Here is an 18,255-nt window from a genome sequence, read left to right on the forward strand (position 1 = left end):
CTTCTGCGCTGCGGGTGGACAGGGGTTGTGCGCACCGCCTGCCATATTGAAGTTCTTATAAAGAGCTGTATCGCCAAGTTGTTCCAAGGTGTTTGCCTTGTGGGCGGCGTTGCGGCCGTGATCGATTGTTATTGCCGTGTCGTGTGCACGTTAGAGGCTGCCGTCTTTGAGGTTGGCCATAAAATAGAATCAGGCGGGGAATGATATGAAGTTCAAGTCATTGCAGGCACGCATTTGTGTCACGGCAGGCGTATGCCTGTTTGTTTCATCCATCAGCCTGATTGTCTACGGGCTCTTCAGCGCCCGGGCCAACGAGCAATATGTCTCGACCGAGGTCAGCGCCCTGGTTGAAAAATCAACGATCCGGGAAATTCAGAACCTGGCCGAATCCCGGGCCAACGCCATCCAGGCCAAGTTGCAGAATGCGCTGGATGCGGCTCGCACGATGGCCAATGCCTTTGCCGCCAGCAAGGCCTCGCAAAGCCCTCTGGTATTGGGCCGTGAACAGATCAACAGCGTCTTGCTCAGCGTTCTCAAGGATAACCCCGACTTCAACGGCACCTATTCCTGCTGGGAACCGAATGCGTTGGATGGGCAGGATCCGGCGTTCCGCAATGCAGAGGATGGCAATAACCCGCTGACCGGGCGCTTCACGCCTTACTGGACGCGTAGCGCCGATGGCCATGTCGCGGTGCAGCCATTGGTCGAGTATGACTCTCCGGACCGTCACCCCAACGGTGTGCCCAAGGGCGGCTGGTACAGCGGCCCGCGCGACTCCCTGAAGGAAAGCGTGCTGGACCCCATTCCTTATGTGGTCCAGGGGAAAAACGTCTGGCTGACCACTTTGTCGGTGCCTATCGTGTCCAATGGCAAGTTCTACGGTGTGGTCGGGGCTGACTTCGATATCGCGTTTATCCAGAAGCTCAGCGAGCAAATGTCTGCCGATCTCTATGGCGGCAAAGGCACGGTTTCGATTTTGAGTAACCAGGGCTTGGTGGTCGCGGACAGCCAGCGGACCGACCTGATTGGCCAGCCGATCAAGGCCTTGTTGCCTGGTTCCTGGGAAAAAGTGCTCAGTGATATCCAGGGCGGTCGGGGTGATGGCCTGCTCAATGTGCAAACACAGACCATCGAAGTGCTGATGCCCATTGCGCTCGGTCGCACGGGCAAACCCTGGGCGGTGTTGATTCGCCTGCCCAAGGCAGTGGTCATGAGCCAGGCCATCGCCCTGGAGCAGGAGCTGCAGGCGCGAAGCCTCAACAACAGCATCTGGCAGGTGTCGGTAGGGTTGGTCATTTCGTTGTTGGCCCTGGCTGCCCTGTGGTATGCCGCGGCAAAAATCGTTGGGCCGATTCGCGAAGCCGCCGCCTTGGCCGCCACCATCAGCCTGGGAGATTTCTCTCGTCGCCTGGTGCAGAAATCCGAGGATGAAGTCGGGCAGCTATCTGCCGCCCTCAACGACATGTCCGAAAGCCTGCAGCGGCAGGTGCGGGTGGCCGAGCGCATTTCCGAAGGTGATCTGGACCTGGAGGTCCGGTTGTCTTCGCCCCACGACACCCTCGGAAAGTCATTGGAGAAGATGGTCAGCAACCTGAACCAGCTGATTTCCGAGGTTCAGATCAGCGCCACCCAGATCACCGGCAGCTCGGCGCAGGTCACCGACTTGAGTCAGTCACTCTCCGACGGGGCCTCCAATTCCGCCTCGTCCATCACCGAAATCAGTGCGGTGATGACGCAAATGGCTGCCCAGACCCGGGACAATGCCGCCAACGCCAAGAAAGCCGACGAGCAATCCCAGGCCTCGCGAGCCGATGCCGGGGAAAGCGACAAATTGATGTGCGAACTGATTGCCGCCATGGCCGAAATCGATAACTCGGGCAAGGACATCACTGCGATCATCACCACCATCGACAACATCGCCGCACAAACCAACCTGCTGGCCTTGAACGCGGCCATCGAAGCCGCCCGGGCCGGTGAGCTTGGGCGCGGTTTTGCCGTGGTGGCCGATGAAGTGCGCAGCCTGGCGGCCCGCAGCGCCGAGGCCGCCCAGCAGACCGCTGCACTGATCGCCGATTCCTCAAGCAAGACCCAGCGCGGCATGATCATCGCGGGCCGGACCGCCGAGTCGCTGAAGAACATCGTCACTGGAACCGGCGCGGTGTCCAGCCTGGTCTCGCTGATCTACCAGGCCTCCAGCGAGCAGGCTTCAGGCTTGCAACAGGCCAGCATCGGACTTGAGCAGATCGACGAAGTGACGCAGAAAAACCAATCGAACTCGCAAGAGTGCGCAGTGGCGGCCAAGGACCTTTCGGAGCGTGCATCGCTGATGCAGCGGGTGTTGGGGCGCTTCAAGATCAAAAGAGGCTAATGGATGTTCGTGGCGAGGGAGCAGGTTCCCTCGCCACGACGATCACAAACTTCAAATGAACTGTATTACGACATAGCAGGCTTTTTGTTATCCTCGCCGCCTTCTTTCATGGACGAATACCGGGACAAGCCATGGCTAACGACACCCCGTCACGCATCGGGACGATACTGCTGGGCCTGCTTTTTGGCCTGATTGGCATTGGCTTGTTGGGCATTGCCGTCAATCTCACTCTCGACCGACGCGACTTCCTTGCCCGGGCACAGACCACCGATGGCATCGTCAGCCACTTGAATGCCGGTGGTTCGCATCCTGAGATCGCCTTCACCACCGTCAGCGGCGAAAAGATTTCCTACCCCCAGGGCGGCTTTATCTTCGGTTATCAGAAGGACCAGCCGGTGCGGGTGCATTACCTGCCCGAGCAGCCGGCTGGCAGTGCCATCGTCGATGCCCCAGCGGCACTCTGGGGGACCTCCGGGGTGCTGGGTTTTATTGGCCTGGTGTTCACCCTTGTCGGCCTGCTAAAAGCCACCCGCCAACGCGGCCGCGGTGCGGCTCATTCACATAAAGGACTTTGAACGTATGAGCTACAACATCCCACTCCCGGTCAATGAAAGTCGCTGGCAGTACCAGACCGCCAGCGGCGGTGGCCTGACCGTCGTCATGGTGGCAGGCAGCGGCGGCTCGATTACCCTGCGCTCACCCCAAGGCGAAGACGTCAGCTACCGCTATGGCGGCGTCGGCGTGGGGATCGGCTTTGGCGCACGGTTGCCGCGCTTCGGCAAGATCAATATCCAGATCAAGGGTAAGAGCGTAGCCGGAGTGGGGGCGGCGGAGGCTTTTCCCAGCACTGGCAAGGTGTTTGTCAGCGACGCCATGGCCAACCGTGACCTGACCAGTGACGACATCACCGGCCCTTGCATGTACACCGAAGTGGGTGTGGGCCTGGTGGTCGGCGGTTCGGCCACGGCCCTGCTGTTCGGGCTCGATCCCAAGTTGCTGGCGTTGTCGGTGGCCTTGAGCTCCAACCCGGCAACCTCGATCATCGCCTCGACCACGGTCAACCGGCAACTGGCGCGCTCGGCCAAGGGCGCGGTGGTCATGGCCGGAGTGAATGCGGGTGTGCAGGCCGGTGGTGGTGCGGCGATCTACATGGGTTATCTGTTCTAGTCAGCTTGTGCGAGCGGATAAGAATCTTAGCATCTAAAATCTGTGGGAATGAGTGTGTTCCCGCAGGGAGTTGCGCCCATAAAAATTCGCATGTGCCGAAAGCATAATGAAAATATTAGTCATTGCTTCGCTAGGTTTTTTATCGCTCATTCATGCAGCACCATCCTTTGCGGATAATGCCAATGGTAAAAATCTCTATTTACAGAGATGTGCCATGTGTCACGGGGCAGGTATCAAGGGAACAGGGCCGTTGGCTCATAAAAGCAATCCTCCTACGCCTGATCTTACAACTGCCGTTTTCAAGAAACGACTGAGTGATTATCCAGGTGTCATTGTGTCGTCGATAATACTTCGACCCAATGGGGATTTGATTCCGAGGACCTTGCGAGAGAATGGTGTAAAGCTATCGCCGTATCCTTGGAGTGTTAAGGATTTTCGCGATTTGAATCAGTATATGGGGGGTGTGATTTCAAAGAGCCGATGATCTCTTGAGTGCGATAGAAGCGGTTTGGGAGGGGGGTATATCCGTTTCTGCGGTAACGATCGCTTAGGGTTCCGCCCTGACGGCGGGTCACTTTCGAAGAGCCCGGAAGCCGGCCCAGTCGAAAGTAACCAAAGCGCTTTTGCCCCACCACTCGGCACCTTGCTTAGGCTCGGTGTGCCCTCACTCCGGCATTGCTCCGTGGGCCCGCCGCGCTGGGCCATGGATGGCCCTTCGCGGCGGCCCACGGAGCGATGCCTTCGTTCAGGCATGCCGAGCCTAGGCGAGGCACCGAGTGGTGGGGCAAAGCGTTTTTGGTTACTTTTGGCGCTCATCCAAAAGTGACCCGCGGTAAGAGCGGAACCGTAAGTGGCCGTTACCGCAGCAATGGATATGCACACCACCCCTAAGCAATCACCCGCAACATCAGCGACAACTCAGACGTTAATCACACGTTAAAGCGAAAGTGCATCACGTCACCGTCCTTGACGATATATTCCTTGCCTTCCAGACGCCATTTCCCCGCCTCCTTGGCGCCCGCTTCACCCTTGTACTGGATGAAATCGTCATAGGCGATGACTTCGGCGCGGATGAAGCCTTTTTCGAAGTCGGTGTGGATCACGGCCGCGGCTTGTGGCGCGGTAGCCCCGACGCGAACGGTCCAGGCGCGGACTTCTTTTACGCCAGCGGTGAAGTACGTCTGCAGGTGGAGCATCTCGTAGCCAGCGCGGATTACGCGGTTCAGGCCAGGCTCTTCCAGGCCGAGGGCCTCGAGGAACATGTCTTTCTCTTCACCGTCATCCAGCTCGGCGATTTCTGCTTCGATCTTGTTGCAGACCGGAACGACCATGGCGCCTTCTTCTTCGGCAATGGCCTTGACCACGTCCAGGTGCGGGTTGTTCTCGAAGCCGTCTTCGGCAACGTTGGCAATGTACATGACCGGCTTGGTGGTCAGCAGGTGGAAGCCACGAACGATCTGCTTCTCATCGGCACCCATGTCCTTGATCAGGCTGCGTGCCGGCTTGCCCAAGGTGAAGTGGGCGATCAACTGCTCGAGCAGGGCTTTCTGGGCGACGGCGTCTTTGTCGCCACCCTTGGCATTGCGAGCGACTTTCTGCAGTTGCTTCTCGCAGCTGTCGAGGTCGGCGAAGATCAGTTCCAGGTCGATGATTTCGATGTCGCGTTTCGGGTCGACGCTGTTGGAGACGTGAATCACGTTCTCGTCTTCGAAGCAGCGGACCACGTGGGCGATGGCATCGGTTTCGCGGATGTTAGCCAGGAACTTGTTGCCCAGGCCTTCACCTTTCGAAGCCCCGGCCACCAGGCCGGCGATGTCGACGAACTCCATGGTGGTCGGCAGCACGCGCTCCGGGATCACGATGGCCGCCAGCGCTTCCAGGCGCGGATCGGGCATCGGCACGATGCCGCTGTTCGGCTCGATGGTGCAGAAGGGGAAGTTCTCAGCCGCGATACCGGATTTGGTCAGGGCGTTAAACAGGGTGGACTTGCCGACGTTAGGCAGGCCGACGATGCCGCAATTGAATCCCATGGTGTTTCCCCTCGGATAAGTGTCAGGCCTTCTGGCTGTGCAGGTTTTTCATCGCGCGGTTCCATTCACCGGCGAGGATATCCGGCAACACGCCGAGGGCAAAGTCGATGCTGGCATCGAGTTTTTCCTGTTCGGCGCGAGGCGCACGACCCAGGACAAAGTTTGAAACCATACTGGCAACGCCCGGGTGGCCGATGCCGAGCCGCAGGCGGTGAAAGGTATTCTGATTACCCAGTTGCGCGATGATGTCGCGCAACCCGTTGTGACCGCCATGGCCGCCGCCTTGCTTGAGCTTGGCAACGCCCGGAGGCAGGTCGAGTTCGTCGTGGGCCACCAGGATTTCTTCAGGCTTGATGCGAAAGAAACCGGCCAATGCCGCCACGGCCTGGCCGCTGCGGTTCATGTAGGTGGTGGGAATCAACAGGCGAACATCCTGACCCTGGTGCGAGAAGCGACCGGTCAGGCCGAAATACTTGCGATCGGCTGCCAGGCTGACGCCTTGTGCCTGCGCGATGCGCTCAACAAAAAGGGCCCCTGCGTTATGCCGGGTCTGTTCGTATTCAGCGCCTGGATTTCCCAAGCCAACGATCAGTTTAATGGCAGTCACGATAGGGGCCCTTCCTGGAGTGTGGATAACAATGTCGCAATCAGGCGGTGTTGCGACAGTGGACGAAAATGGCGGATTTACCGTTAAGTAAGCTTCGCGTTCTCGCCCGCTGTCTCGCTACGTTCCAGTCCGCGATGTTTCCGGTCACTCCGGCGACAGAGTGAAATTACTCTGCAGCGTCTTCTTCAGTAGCTTCTGGAGCAACACGTGGAGCGTGGACGTTGGCAACAGCCTTGTCATCGCCGTGTGCCAGAGCAACAAACTCAACGCCTTTAGGAGCCTTGAGGTCGGACAGGTGAATGATCGTGCCAACTTCGGCGTCAGCCAGGTCGACTTCGATGAATTCAGGCAGGTCTTTCGGCAGGCAGGAGACTTCGATTTCCGAAGTGACGTGCGAGATTTCGCCGCCTTTCTTGACCGGGGCAGCTTCGTTGACGAAGTGCACTGGAACAACAGCAGTCAGCTTCTGACCGGCAACAACGCGGACGAAGTCAGCGTGCATCACGTGGCCTTTGGCCGGGTGACGCTGCAGGGCTTTGATCACGACGTTTTGCTTGGTGCCACCAACGTTCAGCTCGATGATGTGGCTGTAGGCCGCTTCGTTTTCGAGCAGTTTGGCAACTTCTTTGGCCAGCATGCTGATGGACTCAGGGGCTTTTTCGCCACCGTAGACTACAGCTGGAACCAGGCTTGCGAGACGACGCAGGCGGCGGCTCGCACCTTTCCCCAGGTCGGAACGCACTTCAGCATTCAGAGTAAATTCGTTCATGTTGTATCTCCAAAATAGCCATGACCGAGTGACGTTTGCGACCAGCGTCAAGCACGGTATGGGCAAAAAAGCCCCGCCCCGACAGGTGATGCCGGGGCGGGGCGCTTTTCGTCAACGAGATGTCCTTGAAAGGGCAGGGCCCTTAGCGGAACATCGCACTGATCGATTCTTCGTTGCTGATGCGGCGAACCGCTTCGGCAACAACCGGTGCGATATCCAGTTGGCGGATACGCGCACAGGCTTGTGCTGCTGCGGACAGCGGGATGGTATTGGTGACCACCAGCTCGTCCAGCACGGAATTTTCAATGTTCTCGATCGCTCGACCCGACAGCACAGGGTGTGTGCAGTAGGCAAAGACCTTGGCAGCGCCATGCTCTTTCAGGGCCTTGGCCGCGTGGCACAGGGTGCCAGCGGTATCGACCATGTCATCGACCAGAATACAGGTACGCCCTTCGACGTCGCCGATGATATGCATCACTTCGGAGTGATTGGCTTTCTCACGGCGTTTGTCGATGATACCCAGATCCACGCCCAGGGATTTGGCAACCGCCCGTGCACGCACGACGCCGCCAATGTCCGGGGACACGATCATAAGGTTTTCAAAGCGCTGATCTTCGATATCATCCACCAGGACCGGGGATCCGTAGATGTTATCCACGGGAATATCGAAGAAACCCTGAATCTGGTCAGCATGCAAATCAACCGTGAGAACACGGTCGATGCCGACTACGGTGAGCATATCAGCCACGACTTTCGCGCTGATAGCCACACGTGCGGAACGCGGACGGCGATCCTGACGGGCATAACCAAAGTAAGGAATAACAGCAGTGATACGAGTAGCCGAGGAGCGACGGAAGGCATCAGCCATCACGACGAGTTCCATCAGGTTATCGTTGGTCGGAGCGCAAGTCGGCTGAATAATGAAGACGTCTTTACCGCGAACGTTTTCATTGATCTCGGCAGTGATTTCACCGTCGGAAAATTTACCGACAGAAATGTCACCGAGAGGGATATGCAGCTGACGTACAACACGCCGAGCCAGATCGGGGTTAGCGTTCCCCGTAAAGACCATCATCTTGGACACGCGCAGTACCTGAAGGCTGAGGGTATACCTGGATGAGTATAGGAAAATGGCAGGGGCGGCTGGATTCGAACCAACGCATGGCAGGATCAAAACCTGCTGCCTTACCGCTTGGCGACGCCCCTGTATCTGTTGCTGCGAGTGCCCAGCACTCGATTCCTTTAGAGCAGGTCTTGCAGCTTGCGATGCAACATCGAAACGTTGCTTCCTTTTGCTACAAACCCTGTAAGGGTCTCTGTCAGAAGGGCCGAGACTTTATCAGCTTCAGCTTTGCTTGGGAAGCCCCCAAACACACAACTTCCAGTTCCGGTGAGTTTTGCTTCGGTAAATTTACCTAACAAATTCAAAGCGTTACGAACATCTGGATAACGCCTTGCTACCACCGGTAAGCAGTCATTTCGACTGTTTCCCTTGGGAACGGGGCGCACTTTAATGGGAGGAGAGTTACGTGTCAACAGTGGATCTGAAAAAATTTCTGCTGTACTTACAGATACTTGCGGCACCAGTACCAAGTACCAGGGTTCTTCGGGGTCCACCGGGGTGAGTTTTTCCCCGACGCCCTCGGCGAAAGCGGCGTGGCCACGGACGAAAACCGGCACGTCGGCGCCCAGTGTCAAGCCCAGGGCGGCCAGGCGGTCCGCGTCCCAGCCCAACTGCCACAGGTGGTTGAGACCGAGCAGAGTGGTGGCTGCATTCGAGCTGCCGCCGCCGATGCCGCCACCCATGGGCAGGATTTTTTCGATCCAGATATCGATGCCCAGTGGACAACCGGATTGTGCCTGGAGTTGTTTCGCGGCCTTGACGATCAGGTTGCTGTCGTGGGGAACGCCTTCGAATTCGGTGTGCAGGCGAATCACGCCGTCGTCGCGCACGGCAAAGGTGATTTCGTCGCCGTAGTCCAGGAACTGAAAAATCGTCTGCAACTCGTGGTAGCCGTCCGGGCGACGGCCGAGGATGTGCAGCATCAGGTTGAGCTTGGCCGGGGAGGGCAGGGTCAGGCGTGCAACGCTCATGTCATTGCCCCAGCTTGCGCGGCTGCCATTGCTTGATCACCAGCGTGACGTCGAGGTTGCGGCCGTGCAGCTTGATGCGTTCGGGCAGCCAATAGCCTTTCTGCTGGGCATAGCTGAGGTATTCGATCTGCCAGTCATCCTGTTCCAGGTTGGACAGGCGGCTGTCGGCGTCAAGGGTCAGGCGACTTTTGCTGTCCGGTGCCGGCAGCCCGCGAACCCACCAGGTCAGGTGGGAAACCGGCAGCTTCCAGCCCAGTTGTTCTTCCAGCAGCGCTTCGGGTGTGGGCGCCTCGTAGCGCCCCTGGTTGGCGACTTCCAGCGATACCTGACCCGGTCGGCCGGTCAGGCGGGCCGCACCGCGACCCAGTGGGCCCGACAGGCGAATGTCGTAGTAGTCCTGGCGTTGCAGCCAGAACAGTGTGCCACTGCCGGAGTCTTTCGGGGCGCGGATGCCGATCTTGCCGTCGATTTGCCAGCCGTCGAGACCGCTCAGTTGTTGCTTGTGCTCGCGCCACTGGGCTTGGTTGCCCTGGCCCTGGACGGATTCGCGGGCGCCGAAGCCGGCGCAACCGGCGAGCAGGGCAATGAAACTGAAAACGATGAAATGGCGCAAAAACATAATCTTAAAGAGTCTCGGATCCGGTCAGGCGTTTGATGGTGCTGCGCAAGATAGGGCTGTCCGGCTGATCCTTGAGGAATCGGCTCCAGATCTGCCGGGCTTCGCGTTGTTTGCCGTTGGCCCACAGGACCTCGCCCAGGTGCGCGGCGACTTCCTGGTCGGGAAAACGCTCCAGGGCTTGGCGCAACAGGCGTTCGGCTTCATCGAGATTGCCCAGGCGGAAATTCACCCAGCCCAGGCTGTCGAGTACCGCCGGGTCTTCCGGATTGATCTGGTGGGCCCGTTCGATCAGCAGCTTGGCTTCGTCATAACGGGTGGTGCGATCCGACAACGTATAGCCCAAGGCGTTGAGGGCCATGGCGTTGTCCGGCTCACGCCGGATGATCAGGCGCAGGTCTTCCTCCATCTGGGCCAGATCATTGCGTTTCTCCGCCAGCATGGCGCGGGTATAGAGCAGGTTCAGGTCGTCCGGGTACTGCTTCAAGGCTTGTTGCAGCACGCTCCAGGCTTTGTCGCCCTGATTGTTGGCCGACAAGGTTTCGGCTTCGATCAGGTACAACTGGATGCCGTAGTCCGGTTGGGCGTCGCGTTGTACGGCGAGGTGGCTCTGGGCTTCGGCGGTCTTGCCGTTGCCGATCAGGATGTCGGCCTGGCGCAACTGCGCCGGCAGATAGTCGTTGCCCGGGCCCACTTGGGCGTACTCGATCAGTGCGCTCTCAGGGTCATTGCGTTCTTCGGCGATGCGACCCAGATTCAGATGGGCCGAGTCGACGTGGCTTTCCCGGGCGACCAGGTCTTCCAGGTACCCCTTGGCCTCTTCCCAGGCCTTGGCTTCCAGGCAGACCAGCGCCAGGGAATAGCGCAAGTCGTCGTCTTCCGGGTATTGCTGGACCAGGCTGGAGAACTCCACCTTGGCGTCGTCCATGCGGTTGTTTTCCACCAGCATGCGGGCGTAGGTGAGGCGCAGGCGTTTGTCGTCCGGGTACTTCTTGATGCTTTTTTCCAGTAACGGCAGCGCTTCGCCGCCGCGGTTCAAGCCTTGCAGCAAGCGTGCGCGCAGCAGGAACGGCGCCACTTCGCCAGCTTCCGGCGGGTTATCTTCCAAAAGGGTGAGGGCGCCTTGGGTGTCACCATCCTGTTGCAGCAGCAGGGCCTTGCCGAAAATCAGCTGGCCGTTGTTCGGGTGGCGCTGCAACAGGCGATCGAAGCTTTTCAGCAGGCCGTTGCGGGTTTCCTGGTCGGTATCGGCGGCGGACAGGGCCAGGAAGTCGAAATGGGTGTCGCCCTTGCCCAGCAGGACCTTCTCCATATACATCATGGAATCGTCGTAGCGCCCTGCCCGGGCCAATTGCACGGCGGCGGCGCGCTGTGCTTCGAGGTCGTCCGGGGCATTCTTGGCCCAGATCAGCGCAGTATCCAGCGCGGGCTGGTCGGCGCCCAGGTATTCGGCAATGCGAAATGCCCGCTCGGAGATCCCCGGGTCCTGGGTATTGATGGCCTGGGTCACGTAGTTGTCCAGCGCAATGTCGAAGCGATTGCGCTGGCCTGCCAGTTCGGCGCTCAACAGACTGAAGATGGTTTCTTCGCTGAACGAGCCGTAGACCTTGGGCTTTTCAGGTACCTGCACGCTGTCTTCGACCGGCGGCGTACCGTCCGTCGAAACGGGGGCCATGGACTGGCAGCCGCTGAGCAAGGCAAGAGCGAGGAGCAACGCGGAAGATCTATTCATATAGGAAAAGGACGACTAACCTGCGGTCAGATCATCATGACACAAGCCTCCGGTCAAACATAACCGCCCCGTCGATTTACAACCCAGGGCAGGGCGATAGAGATCGAGTGGTTGTTCTGAATCTGACGAAGTAGGACAATTGCCGGCTTCACGTCACCATCAGCGACCTTGAATGGCCTTCCTTGCACTCGGTATTAACCACAAGACTGCTTCAGTAGACGTCCGCGAGCGCGTGGCCTTTACGCCTGAGCAGCTGGTTGAGGCCTTGCAGCAGCTCTGCCGACTCACCGACAGTCGCGAAGCTGCGATCCTCTCCACCTGCAATCGCAGCGAGCTCTATATAGAACAGGATCACGTTTCGGCCGATTCAGTCCTGCGCTGGCTGGCCGAATATCACAACCTGAGCCTTGAGGAACTGCGCGCCAGTGCCTATGTGCACGAAGACGATGCGGCCGTTCGTCACATGATGCGTGTTGCTTCGGGGCTCGATTCGCTGGTGTTGGGCGAACCGCAGATTCTCGGTCAGATGAAATCGGCCTACGCCGTTGCCCGCGAGGCCGGCACTGTCGGCCCGCTGCTGGGGCGCCTGTTCCAGGCGACGTTCAACGCCGCCAAGCAGGTGCGCACCGACACCGCTATCGGCGAGAACCCGGTGTCCGTGGCGTTTGCCGCTGTCAGCCTGGCGAAACAGATTTTCAGTGATTTGCAACGCAGCCAGGCGCTGCTGATCGGCGCTGGCGAGACCATCACCCTGGTCGCCCGTCATCTCCACGACCTTGGGGTCAAGCGCATAGTCGTCGCCAACCGGACCCTGGAGCGGGCCAGTACCCTGGCCGAGCAGTTCGGGGCCCATGCGGTGCTGCTGTCGGACATTCCCGCGGAGCTGGTGCACAGCGACATCGTCATCAGCTCCACCGCCAGCCAGTTGCCGATCCTTGGCAAGGGTGCCGTGGAAAGTGCCCTGAAGCTGCGCAAGCACAAGCCGATTTTCATGGTGGACATTGCTGTTCCCCGGGACATCGAGCCAGAAGTCGGCGAGTTGGATGACGTTTATCTCTACAGCGTCGACGATCTGCACGAGGTGGTCGCCGAGAACCTCAAAAGCCGGCAAGGCGCGGCCCAGGCGGCGGAGGAGATGATCGGCGTCGGCGCAGACGACTTCATGGTGCGCTTGCGCGAACTGGCCGCGGTGGATGTGCTCAAGGCGTATCGTCAGCAGAGCGAACGCCTGCGCGACGAGGAGCTGCAAAAAGCCCAGCGCCTGCTGGCCAACGGCGGCAGTGCCGAAGAGGTGCTGGTACAACTGGCTCGCGGCCTGACCAACAAATTGCTCCACGCCCCCAGTGTCCAGCTCAAGAAGCTGACCGCCGAAGGCCGCCTCGATGCGCTGGCCATGGCCCAGGAACTCTTCGCCCTCGGTGAGGGCTCACCGGATAGCTTTTCGGATAAAAAACCGCAATGAAAGCGTCACTGCTCAACAAGCTGGATATCCTCCAGGACCGTTTCGAAGAACTGACTGCCTTGCTGGGCGATGGCGAAGTCATTTCCGACCAGAACAAATTCCGCACCTATTCCAAGGAATACGCGGAAGTCGAGCCGATTGTCGCCACCTATAAACAGTTGCTCAAAGTGCAGGGCGATCTTGAAGGCGCCCAGGCGCTGCTCAAGGACAGCGACCCGGACATGCGCGAAATGGCCGTGGAGGAAGTTCACGAAGCCAAGGAACAACTGCTCGAACTGGAAAGCAACCTGCAACGCATGCTGCTGCCCAAGGACCCGAATGACGGGCGCAATGTGTTCCTTGAGATCCGTGCCGGTACCGGCGGCGATGAGGCGGCGATTTTTTCCGGTGACCTGTTTCGCATGTATTCGCGCTACGCCGAACGTCGCGGTTGGCGGGTGGAGATCCTCTCGGAGAACGAGGGCGAACACGGCGGCTATAAAGAGGTCATCGCCCGGGTCGAAGGCGACAATGTCTACGGTAAGCTGAAATTCGAATCCGGCGCCCATCGCGTGCAACGCGTGCCGGCCACCGAGTCCCAGGGGCGTATCCACACCTCGGCTTGCACTGTGGCGGTATTGCCCGAGCCGGACGAGCAGGAAGCCATCGAGATCAATCCGGCGGACCTGCGGGTCGACACTTACCGTTCCTCCGGCGCGGGCGGCCAGCACGTCAACAAGACTGACTCGGCGATCCGCATCACGCACTTGCCCTCGGGCATCGTGGTCGAGTGCCAGGAAGAACGTTCCCAGCACAAGAACCGCGCGCGGGCCATGGCCTGGTTGTCGGCCAAGCTCAACGACCAGCAGACCAGCGCTGCCGCCAATGCCATCGCCAGCGAACGCAAATTGCTGGTGGGCTCGGGCGATCGTTCCGAGCGGATCCGTACCTACAACTTCGCCCAGGGCCGGGTCACCGACCATCGCGTCAACCTGACCCTGTACTCCCTGGACGAGATCCTTGCCGGTGGTGTCGATGCGGTGATCGAGCCGTTGTTGGCTGAATACCAGGCCGATCAGCTGGCTGCGATTGGCGAGTAAGCACAGGTGAATAAATGACCATCATCGCCAGTCTGTTACGCGCGGCCGAGCTGCCGGATTCCCCCACGGCACGGCTGGACGCGGAGTTGTTGCTGGCCGCAGCCTTGGGCAAGTCCCGCAGCTTCCTGCACACCTGGCCCGAGCGGATCGTGCCCAGTGAGGCGGCGTTGCTGTTCGGCCAATACCTGCGGCGGCGTCGCTCCGGCGAGCCGGTGGCGTACATCCTCGGACAGCAGGGCTTCTGGAAGCTCGATCTGGAAGTCGCGCCCCATACCCTGATCCCGCGTCCCGACACCGAGCTGCTGGTGGAGTCCGCGCTGGCCTTGTTGCCGGCCACACCGGTTCGGGTCCTGGACCTGGGCACCGGCAGCGGCGCGATTGCCCTGGCATTGGCCAGCGAGCGCCCGGCCTGGAAAGTCACCGCGGTCGACCGGGTGCTGGAGGCCGTGGCCCTGGCCGAACGCAATCGCCAGCGCCTGGACCTGCACAACGTCACGGTGCTGAGCAGCCACTGGTTCGGTGCGCTGGAAGACTCGCGTTTCGAGTTGATCATCAGCAACCCGCCGTATATTGCAGCCAGCGATCCGCATCTGATCGAGGGCGACGTGCGTTTCGAGCCGGCCAGTGCCCTGGTTGCCGGGCCGGACGGGCTCGATGATCTGCGCCAAATCGTTGCCCAGGCGCCTGCTCACCTCGAGCCGGGCGGCTGGCTGATGCTCGAGCACGGTTACGACCAAGCCGAGGCGGTGCGCGATTTGCTGCGCACCCAAGGCTTTGTCGAAGTCCACAGCCGCAAGGACCTGGGCGGTCATGAACGCATCAGCCAGGGGTGCCTGCCGTGCTGAACGATCAGGAATTGTTGCGCTACAGTCGGCAAATTCTGTTGCAGCACGTCGACATCGACGGCCAATTGCGTCTCAAGCAAGGCCGCGTGCTGATCATCGGTCTCGGCGGTCTCGGCGCCCCGGTGGCGTTGTACTTGGTCGCCGCTGGGGTGGGTGAGATGCATTTGGCGGATTTCGACAGCGTCGATCTGACCAACCTGCAGCGCCAGATCATTCATGACACCGATAGCGTCGGCTTGAGCAAGGTCGATTCGGCGATGCGACGCCTGGGGGCGATCAACCCCGAGGTTCGGCTGGTGCCTCACCGGGCGGCCATGGACGAAGACAGTCTGACCATGGCGGTCGCGGCGGTGGATGTGGTGCTCGACTGCTCCGACAATTTCTCGACCCGTGAAGCGGTGAACGCGGCCTGTGTCGCGGCGGGTAAACCGTTGGTCAGCGGCGCGGCAATTCGCCTGGAAGGGCAGTTGTCGGTGTTCGACCCACGCCGCCCCGAAAGCCCTTGCTACCACTGCCTTTATGGCCATGGCAGCGAAGCCGAGCTGACCTGCAGCGAGGCTGGTGTGATCGGACCGCTGGTGGGATTGGTGGGCAGTCTGCAAGCCCTTGAAGCCTTGAAGTTGTTGGTCGGTTTCGGTGAGCCGCTGGTGGGGCGCCTGCTGTTGATCGATGCCCTGGGCACGCGTTTCCGTGAGCTGCGGGTCAAGCGCGATCCAGGTTGCAGCGTCTGCGGTGGCCAACATGAGTGAAGCGCCGGTCGGCGTGCTTGATTCGGGTGTCGGCGGGTTGTCGGTGCTGGGGGAAATTCGCCAGCTGCTGCCCAATGAATCGCTGTTGTATGTGGCTGACTGTGGACATATCCCCTACGGCGAGAAGAGCCCGGATTACATCCGCCAACGCTGCGCGATCATTGCCGACTTTCTCTTGGGCCAGGGCGCCAAGGCGCTGGTTGTAGCCTGCAATACCGCAACGGTTGCTGCTGTTGCCGATCTTCGCCGTGATTTCCCCCATTGGCCCATTGTCGCGATGGAACCGGCGGTCAAGCCGGCGGCCGCCGCTACCCGCAGTGGTATCGTCGGTGTGCTCGCCACCACCGGTACCTTGCAGAGCGCCAAGTTCGCCGCTTTGCTCGACCGTTTCGCCACCGATGTGCGGGTCATCACGCAACCGTGTCCGGGATTGGTTGAACTGATCGAAACGGGTGATTTGCACAGTCCGGCCTTGTATCAATTGCTGCAACAATACGTCGACCCCTTGCTGGCAGCCGGCTGCGATACGTTGATCCTGGGGTGCACGCACTATCCGTTCCTCAAGCCATTGCTCGCGCGGATGATTCCGGAACATATCAGCCTGGTCGACACCGGTGCCGCCGTGGCCCGGCAACTTCAGCGCCTCTTGGCTGAGCGCGGTTTGTTGGCCGAGGGGCCTGCCAGCGAAACGCATTTCTGGACAAGTGCAGACCCGATGCATTTAAGAAAAATCCTACCGATGCTATGGCATTCGTCCGGCGTTGTGCGAAGCTTCGATCTGTAAAAAAAACGTGAAAATTGTGTAAAACGTGCTGAACTTCTGTTTTAGCGCGGATTTCTATAGCTTTGTGTGTTTGTAACAAAATCAACTAAGTCTGTTCGGAAAAGGATGTTTCTAATGAAGCGCTTATTCTGCTTTGCCGCGTTTGCGGCCGCATTGTTGGGGCACACTTACACTGCACAAGCAGCAGGTGTGGAATTTGGGGTTGGCCAGACCAGCGACTCGACCATGACCTATCGCCTGGGCATGCAGTTCGACTGGGACAAGAGCTGGCTGCAAAGTGATATCGGTCGCCTGACCGGCTATTGGAGCGGCGCCTATACCTATTGGGAAGGGGACGAGACATCCAGCAATCACAGCCTGTCGTTTGCGCCTGTGTTTGTGTATGAATTTTCCGGCCAGAACGTGAAGCCTTACATCGAGGCGGGTATCGGTGTGGCGTTGTTCGCCAATACCGAAGTGGAAGACAACAAGCTTGGCACGGCTTTCCAATTTGAAGACCGTATCGGCTTCGGCCTGCGCTTCAACGGTGGGCATGAAGTGGGCATTCGCGCCATTCATTACTCCAACGCGGGCATCAAGTCGACCAACGACGGTGTAGAAAGCTACTCGTTGCACTACACGATGCCGCTGTAACAAAACAGTTTGAGAACTGTGTGCGAGCCTGCTCGCGAAGCGGTGGGGCAGCCAATACGATGTTGCCTGATCTACCGCTTTCGCGAGCAGGCTCGCTCCGACAATAGATCAGCTCTGTCAGACCATTCCTTTATCGATACGCCGTTGCAATCCCTTGGCGTTCTTCCAGGCACTCCGGTGCGCCCATCTCGAACTCTCGGCAGATCAGCGGACGCTTTTCATAGATGGTGCACATCATGCTGTCGCGATCCAGTGCCGCGCACCAACCGTCATCCAGTCGCAGCATCACCTCTCCACCCCACTCGTCCGTGTCGATAAAGCGCTCCGGAACCCCGGTGTCGGTGATCAGCATCACTTCCAACTGGCAGCAGCACGCCGCGCACGTCGAACACGTGACGGCCGGTGCCGGGATTTCATGGACGGGGATGGTTTTCATGGCGCGCAGTGTAAGGCAATCAGCGGCTCAGGGTCGTCCCTTGATCGGATAGCCGTTTTTCGCCTGGCATGAGCCCATATCGGTCGGCACGGTTTCGGTCGACGAAGGCAAAGGCCAGAGTGCGGTCATGGACGCAATGGGAAGCGCGACTTCCCGCGGGCGTTCGACCAACTGATTCAGCACGTGCCGCGCTGTTTCGTCCGCCGACCAGTGAATCGGGGTTTGGGGGCAATCGTCGGGCCCCAGCAATGGGGCGTCGTAGCCAGGGTGTACCAACGTCACATCGACACCCGCGTATGCCAGTTCTGCCCGAGCCGATTCGAACAGATGACGAATCCCGCGGCCACCCGCTTCTATTTGTGAAGGGGGCAGGTAAGTCGCCGGGCTGGCAATACCCACCAGATGAGGTTCGGTCCCGGCGCGCAGCAAGGGCATGGCCACTTCGATGCAGAAACTGGCAGCCAGCAGATTGCTGCGCACAATATGCTCGATCAATGTGTGATCAGCCGGCTGCCCGTCAACGTACTCAGCCGTCCCGGCATTGACGATCACCTGATCCAGGGCGCCCCATTGCCGGGCAATCTGTTCGCCGATCTCGCGCACGGCCTGGCTGTCGGTCAAATTGCCGGGCACGGCCAGTACTTGGCCTGGATAACGTGCCGAAAGGGTTTCGCATGATTGGCTCGAGTGCGAACTGACGGCCAGGTATGCACCCGTCTGCAGTATCGCTTCAGCCAACGAAGTGCCGATTCCGTTGCCAGCCCCGGTGAGCCAGCAGCGCCGGGGCAGTCTTAAACCCATTCTCTACTCCTTTCGATTGGACAGCGCACTGATACGTGGCTTTTCAGTGGAGTCCCTACGACTAGTAAAATTATATGTTCTCG

Annotated in this window: 19 protein-coding genes, 1 tRNA gene and 1 pseudogene; 11 read left to right on the top strand and 10 right to left on the bottom strand. The window is 59.5% G+C overall.

The features are described 5' to 3' along the window. Positions 1-445 precede the first annotated feature (445 nt). From AACY42_RS28555 to AACY42_RS06255, 5 genes and pseudogenes are all read left to right on the top strand, one after another. Positions 446-1,468 (top strand): annotated as a pseudogene (locus tag AACY42_RS28555) (PDC sensor domain-containing protein); the annotation flags it as partial. 111 nt (positions 1,469-1,579) lie between these two features. After that, positions 1,580-2,368, top strand: a complete 789-nt coding sequence (locus tag AACY42_RS28560; protein WP_445261738.1) for a methyl-accepting chemotaxis protein — start codon at positions 1,580-1,582, stop codon at positions 2,366-2,368. 131 nt (positions 2,369-2,499) lie between these two features. Next, positions 2,500-2,943, top strand: coding sequence for a DUF3592 domain-containing protein (locus AACY42_RS06245; RefSeq protein WP_339477724.1), 444 nt, complete (start codon positions 2,500-2,502; stop codon positions 2,941-2,943). Positions 2,944-2,947: 4 nt separating this feature from the next. After that, positions 2,948-3,535 (top strand): hypothetical protein, encoded by a 588-nt coding sequence (locus tag AACY42_RS06250; protein WP_339477727.1) that lies wholly within the window; start codon positions 2,948-2,950, stop codon positions 3,533-3,535. A gap of 106 nt (positions 3,536-3,641) precedes the next feature. Then, the gene (locus AACY42_RS06255) at positions 3,642-4,019 is read left to right on the top strand and encodes a cytochrome c (protein ID WP_339477730.1); all 378 of its coding nucleotides are present in this window, start codon (positions 3,642-3,644) and stop codon (positions 4,017-4,019) included. A gap of 445 nt (positions 4,020-4,464) precedes the next feature. Here the strand turns inward: AACY42_RS06255 and ychF are convergent, their stop codons facing one another. The 8 genes from ychF to AACY42_RS06295 all read right to left on the bottom strand — a co-directional run bounded on the left by ychF (position 4,465) and on the right by AACY42_RS06295 (position 11,383). Next, positions 4,465-5,565, bottom strand: a complete 1,101-nt coding sequence (gene ychF, locus AACY42_RS06260) for a redox-regulated ATPase YchF (RefSeq protein ID WP_339477732.1) — start codon at positions 5,563-5,565, stop codon at positions 4,465-4,467. 22 nt (positions 5,566-5,587) lie between these two features. Then, the gene (gene pth, locus AACY42_RS06265) at positions 5,588-6,172 is read right to left on the bottom strand and encodes an aminoacyl-tRNA hydrolase (protein WP_003205533.1); all 585 of its coding nucleotides are present in this window, start codon (positions 6,170-6,172) and stop codon (positions 5,588-5,590) included. Between the two features lie 166 nt (positions 6,173-6,338). Next, a complete protein-coding gene (locus AACY42_RS06270) occupies positions 6,339-6,941 on the bottom strand; it encodes a 50S ribosomal protein L25/general stress protein Ctc (protein WP_339477735.1) in 603 nt (200 codons plus the stop codon). A 142-nt stretch (positions 6,942-7,083) separates the two neighbouring features. Beyond that, positions 7,084-8,025 (bottom strand): ribose-phosphate pyrophosphokinase, encoded by a 942-nt coding sequence (locus tag AACY42_RS06275; protein WP_003171603.1) that lies wholly within the window; start codon positions 8,023-8,025, stop codon positions 7,084-7,086. Between the two features lie 47 nt (positions 8,026-8,072). After that, a tRNA-Gln gene (locus AACY42_RS06280) sits at positions 8,073-8,147 on the bottom strand. 36 nt (positions 8,148-8,183) lie between these two features. After that, positions 8,184-9,035: a 4-(cytidine 5'-diphospho)-2-C-methyl-D-erythritol kinase gene (gene ispE / locus AACY42_RS06285; RefSeq protein WP_339477739.1), complete on the bottom strand. Its 852-nt coding sequence runs from the start codon at positions 9,033-9,035 to the stop codon at positions 8,184-8,186. Between the two features lies 1 nt (position 9,036). Next, the gene (gene lolB, locus AACY42_RS06290; protein WP_339477742.1) at positions 9,037-9,654 is read right to left on the bottom strand and encodes a lipoprotein insertase outer membrane protein LolB; all 618 of its coding nucleotides are present in this window, start codon (positions 9,652-9,654) and stop codon (positions 9,037-9,039) included. 4 nt (positions 9,655-9,658) lie between these two features. Then, entirely contained in the window at positions 9,659-11,383 is a 1,725-nt protein-coding gene (locus tag AACY42_RS06295) for a tetratricopeptide repeat protein (RefSeq protein WP_339477744.1), read from the bottom strand. A gap of 172 nt (positions 11,384-11,555) precedes the next feature. On the opposite strand from AACY42_RS06295, the gene hemA reads away from it, so the two are divergent. From hemA to AACY42_RS06325, 6 genes are all read left to right on the top strand, one after another. Further along, entirely contained in the window at positions 11,556-12,845 is a 1,290-nt protein-coding gene (gene hemA / locus AACY42_RS06300) for a glutamyl-tRNA reductase (RefSeq protein ID WP_339477746.1), read from the top strand. Then, complete coding sequence (gene prfA, locus AACY42_RS06305; protein ID WP_339477749.1) at positions 12,842-13,924, top strand: peptide chain release factor 1; 1,083 nt, start codon at positions 12,842-12,844, stop codon at positions 13,922-13,924. The genes hemA and prfA overlap by 4 nt, the downstream gene beginning before the upstream one ends. A 14-nt stretch (positions 13,925-13,938) precedes the next feature. Then, entirely contained in the window at positions 13,939-14,769 is an 831-nt protein-coding gene (gene prmC / locus AACY42_RS06310; RefSeq protein ID WP_339477754.1) for a peptide chain release factor N(5)-glutamine methyltransferase, read from the top strand. Further along, positions 14,763-15,518, top strand: a complete 756-nt coding sequence (locus tag AACY42_RS06315) for a molybdopterin-synthase adenylyltransferase MoeB (protein WP_339477756.1) — start codon at positions 14,763-14,765, stop codon at positions 15,516-15,518. Before prmC ends, AACY42_RS06315 begins: the two co-directional genes overlap by 7 nt. Further along, on the top strand, positions 15,511-16,302 hold the full coding sequence (murI, locus tag AACY42_RS06320) for a glutamate racemase (RefSeq protein ID WP_339477758.1): 792 nt from the start codon (positions 15,511-15,513) through the stop codon (positions 16,300-16,302). The genes AACY42_RS06315 and murI overlap by 8 nt, the downstream gene beginning before the upstream one ends. A 114-nt stretch (positions 16,303-16,416) precedes the next feature. Continuing rightward, entirely contained in the window at positions 16,417-16,935 is a 519-nt protein-coding gene (locus tag AACY42_RS06325; RefSeq protein WP_339477760.1) for an acyloxyacyl hydrolase, read from the top strand. 130 nt (positions 16,936-17,065) lie between these two features. Here AACY42_RS06325 and AACY42_RS06330 read toward each other — a convergent pair whose 3' ends face one another. Beyond that, complete coding sequence (locus AACY42_RS06330) at positions 17,066-17,371, bottom strand: YkgJ family cysteine cluster protein (RefSeq protein ID WP_339477763.1); 306 nt, start codon at positions 17,369-17,371, stop codon at positions 17,066-17,068. Positions 17,372-17,398: 27 nt separating this feature from the next. Then, on the bottom strand, positions 17,399-18,172 hold the full coding sequence (locus AACY42_RS06335; protein WP_339477765.1) for an SDR family NAD(P)-dependent oxidoreductase: 774 nt from the start codon (positions 18,170-18,172) through the stop codon (positions 17,399-17,401). Between the last annotated feature and the right edge of the window lie 83 nt (positions 18,173-18,255).

Source organism: Pseudomonas sp. RL_5y_Pfl2_73 (assembly GCF_963970515.1).
Taxonomy (GTDB): domain Bacteria; phylum Pseudomonadota; class Gammaproteobacteria; order Pseudomonadales; family Pseudomonadaceae; genus Aquipseudomonas.

Coding starts and splice junctions, on each gene's coding strand:
- AACY42_RS06335 (WP_339477765.1), bottom strand. CDS start 18,172: ATGGGTTTAAGACTGCCCCGGCGCTGCTGGCTCACCGGGGCTGGCAAC.
- AACY42_RS28560 (WP_445261738.1), top strand. CDS start 1,580: ATGGTCAGCAACCTGAACCAGCTGATTTCCGAGGTTCAGATCAGCGCC.
- ychF (WP_339477732.1), bottom strand. CDS start 5,565: ATGGGATTCAATTGCGGCATCGTCGGCCTGCCTAACGTCGGCAAGTCC.
- AACY42_RS06245 (WP_339477724.1), top strand. CDS start 2,500: ATGGCTAACGACACCCCGTCACGCATCGGGACGATACTGCTGGGCCTG.
- murI (WP_339477758.1), top strand. CDS start 15,511: ATGAGTGAAGCGCCGGTCGGCGTGCTTGATTCGGGTGTCGGCGGGTTG.
- lolB (WP_339477742.1), bottom strand. CDS start 9,654: ATGTTTTTGCGCCATTTCATCGTTTTCAGTTTCATTGCCCTGCTCGCC.
- AACY42_RS06250 (WP_339477727.1), top strand. CDS start 2,948: ATGAGCTACAACATCCCACTCCCGGTCAATGAAAGTCGCTGGCAGTAC.
- hemA (WP_339477746.1), top strand. CDS start 11,556: ATGGCCTTCCTTGCACTCGGTATTAACCACAAGACTGCTTCAGTAGAC.
- AACY42_RS06270 (WP_339477735.1), bottom strand. CDS start 6,941: ATGAACGAATTTACTCTGAATGCTGAAGTGCGTTCCGACCTGGGGAAA.
- AACY42_RS06295 (WP_339477744.1), bottom strand. CDS start 11,383: ATGAATAGATCTTCCGCGTTGCTCCTCGCTCTTGCCTTGCTCAGCGGC.
- AACY42_RS06325 (WP_339477760.1), top strand. CDS start 16,417: ATGAAGCGCTTATTCTGCTTTGCCGCGTTTGCGGCCGCATTGTTGGGG.
- prmC (WP_339477754.1), top strand. CDS start 13,939: ATGACCATCATCGCCAGTCTGTTACGCGCGGCCGAGCTGCCGGATTCC.
- AACY42_RS06255 (WP_339477730.1), top strand. CDS start 3,642: ATGAAAATATTAGTCATTGCTTCGCTAGGTTTTTTATCGCTCATTCAT.
- AACY42_RS06330 (WP_339477763.1), bottom strand. CDS start 17,371: ATGAAAACCATCCCCGTCCATGAAATCCCGGCACCGGCCGTCACGTGT.
- prfA (WP_339477749.1), top strand. CDS start 12,842: ATGAAAGCGTCACTGCTCAACAAGCTGGATATCCTCCAGGACCGTTTC.
- ispE (WP_339477739.1), bottom strand. CDS start 9,035: ATGAGCGTTGCACGCCTGACCCTGCCCTCCCCGGCCAAGCTCAACCTG.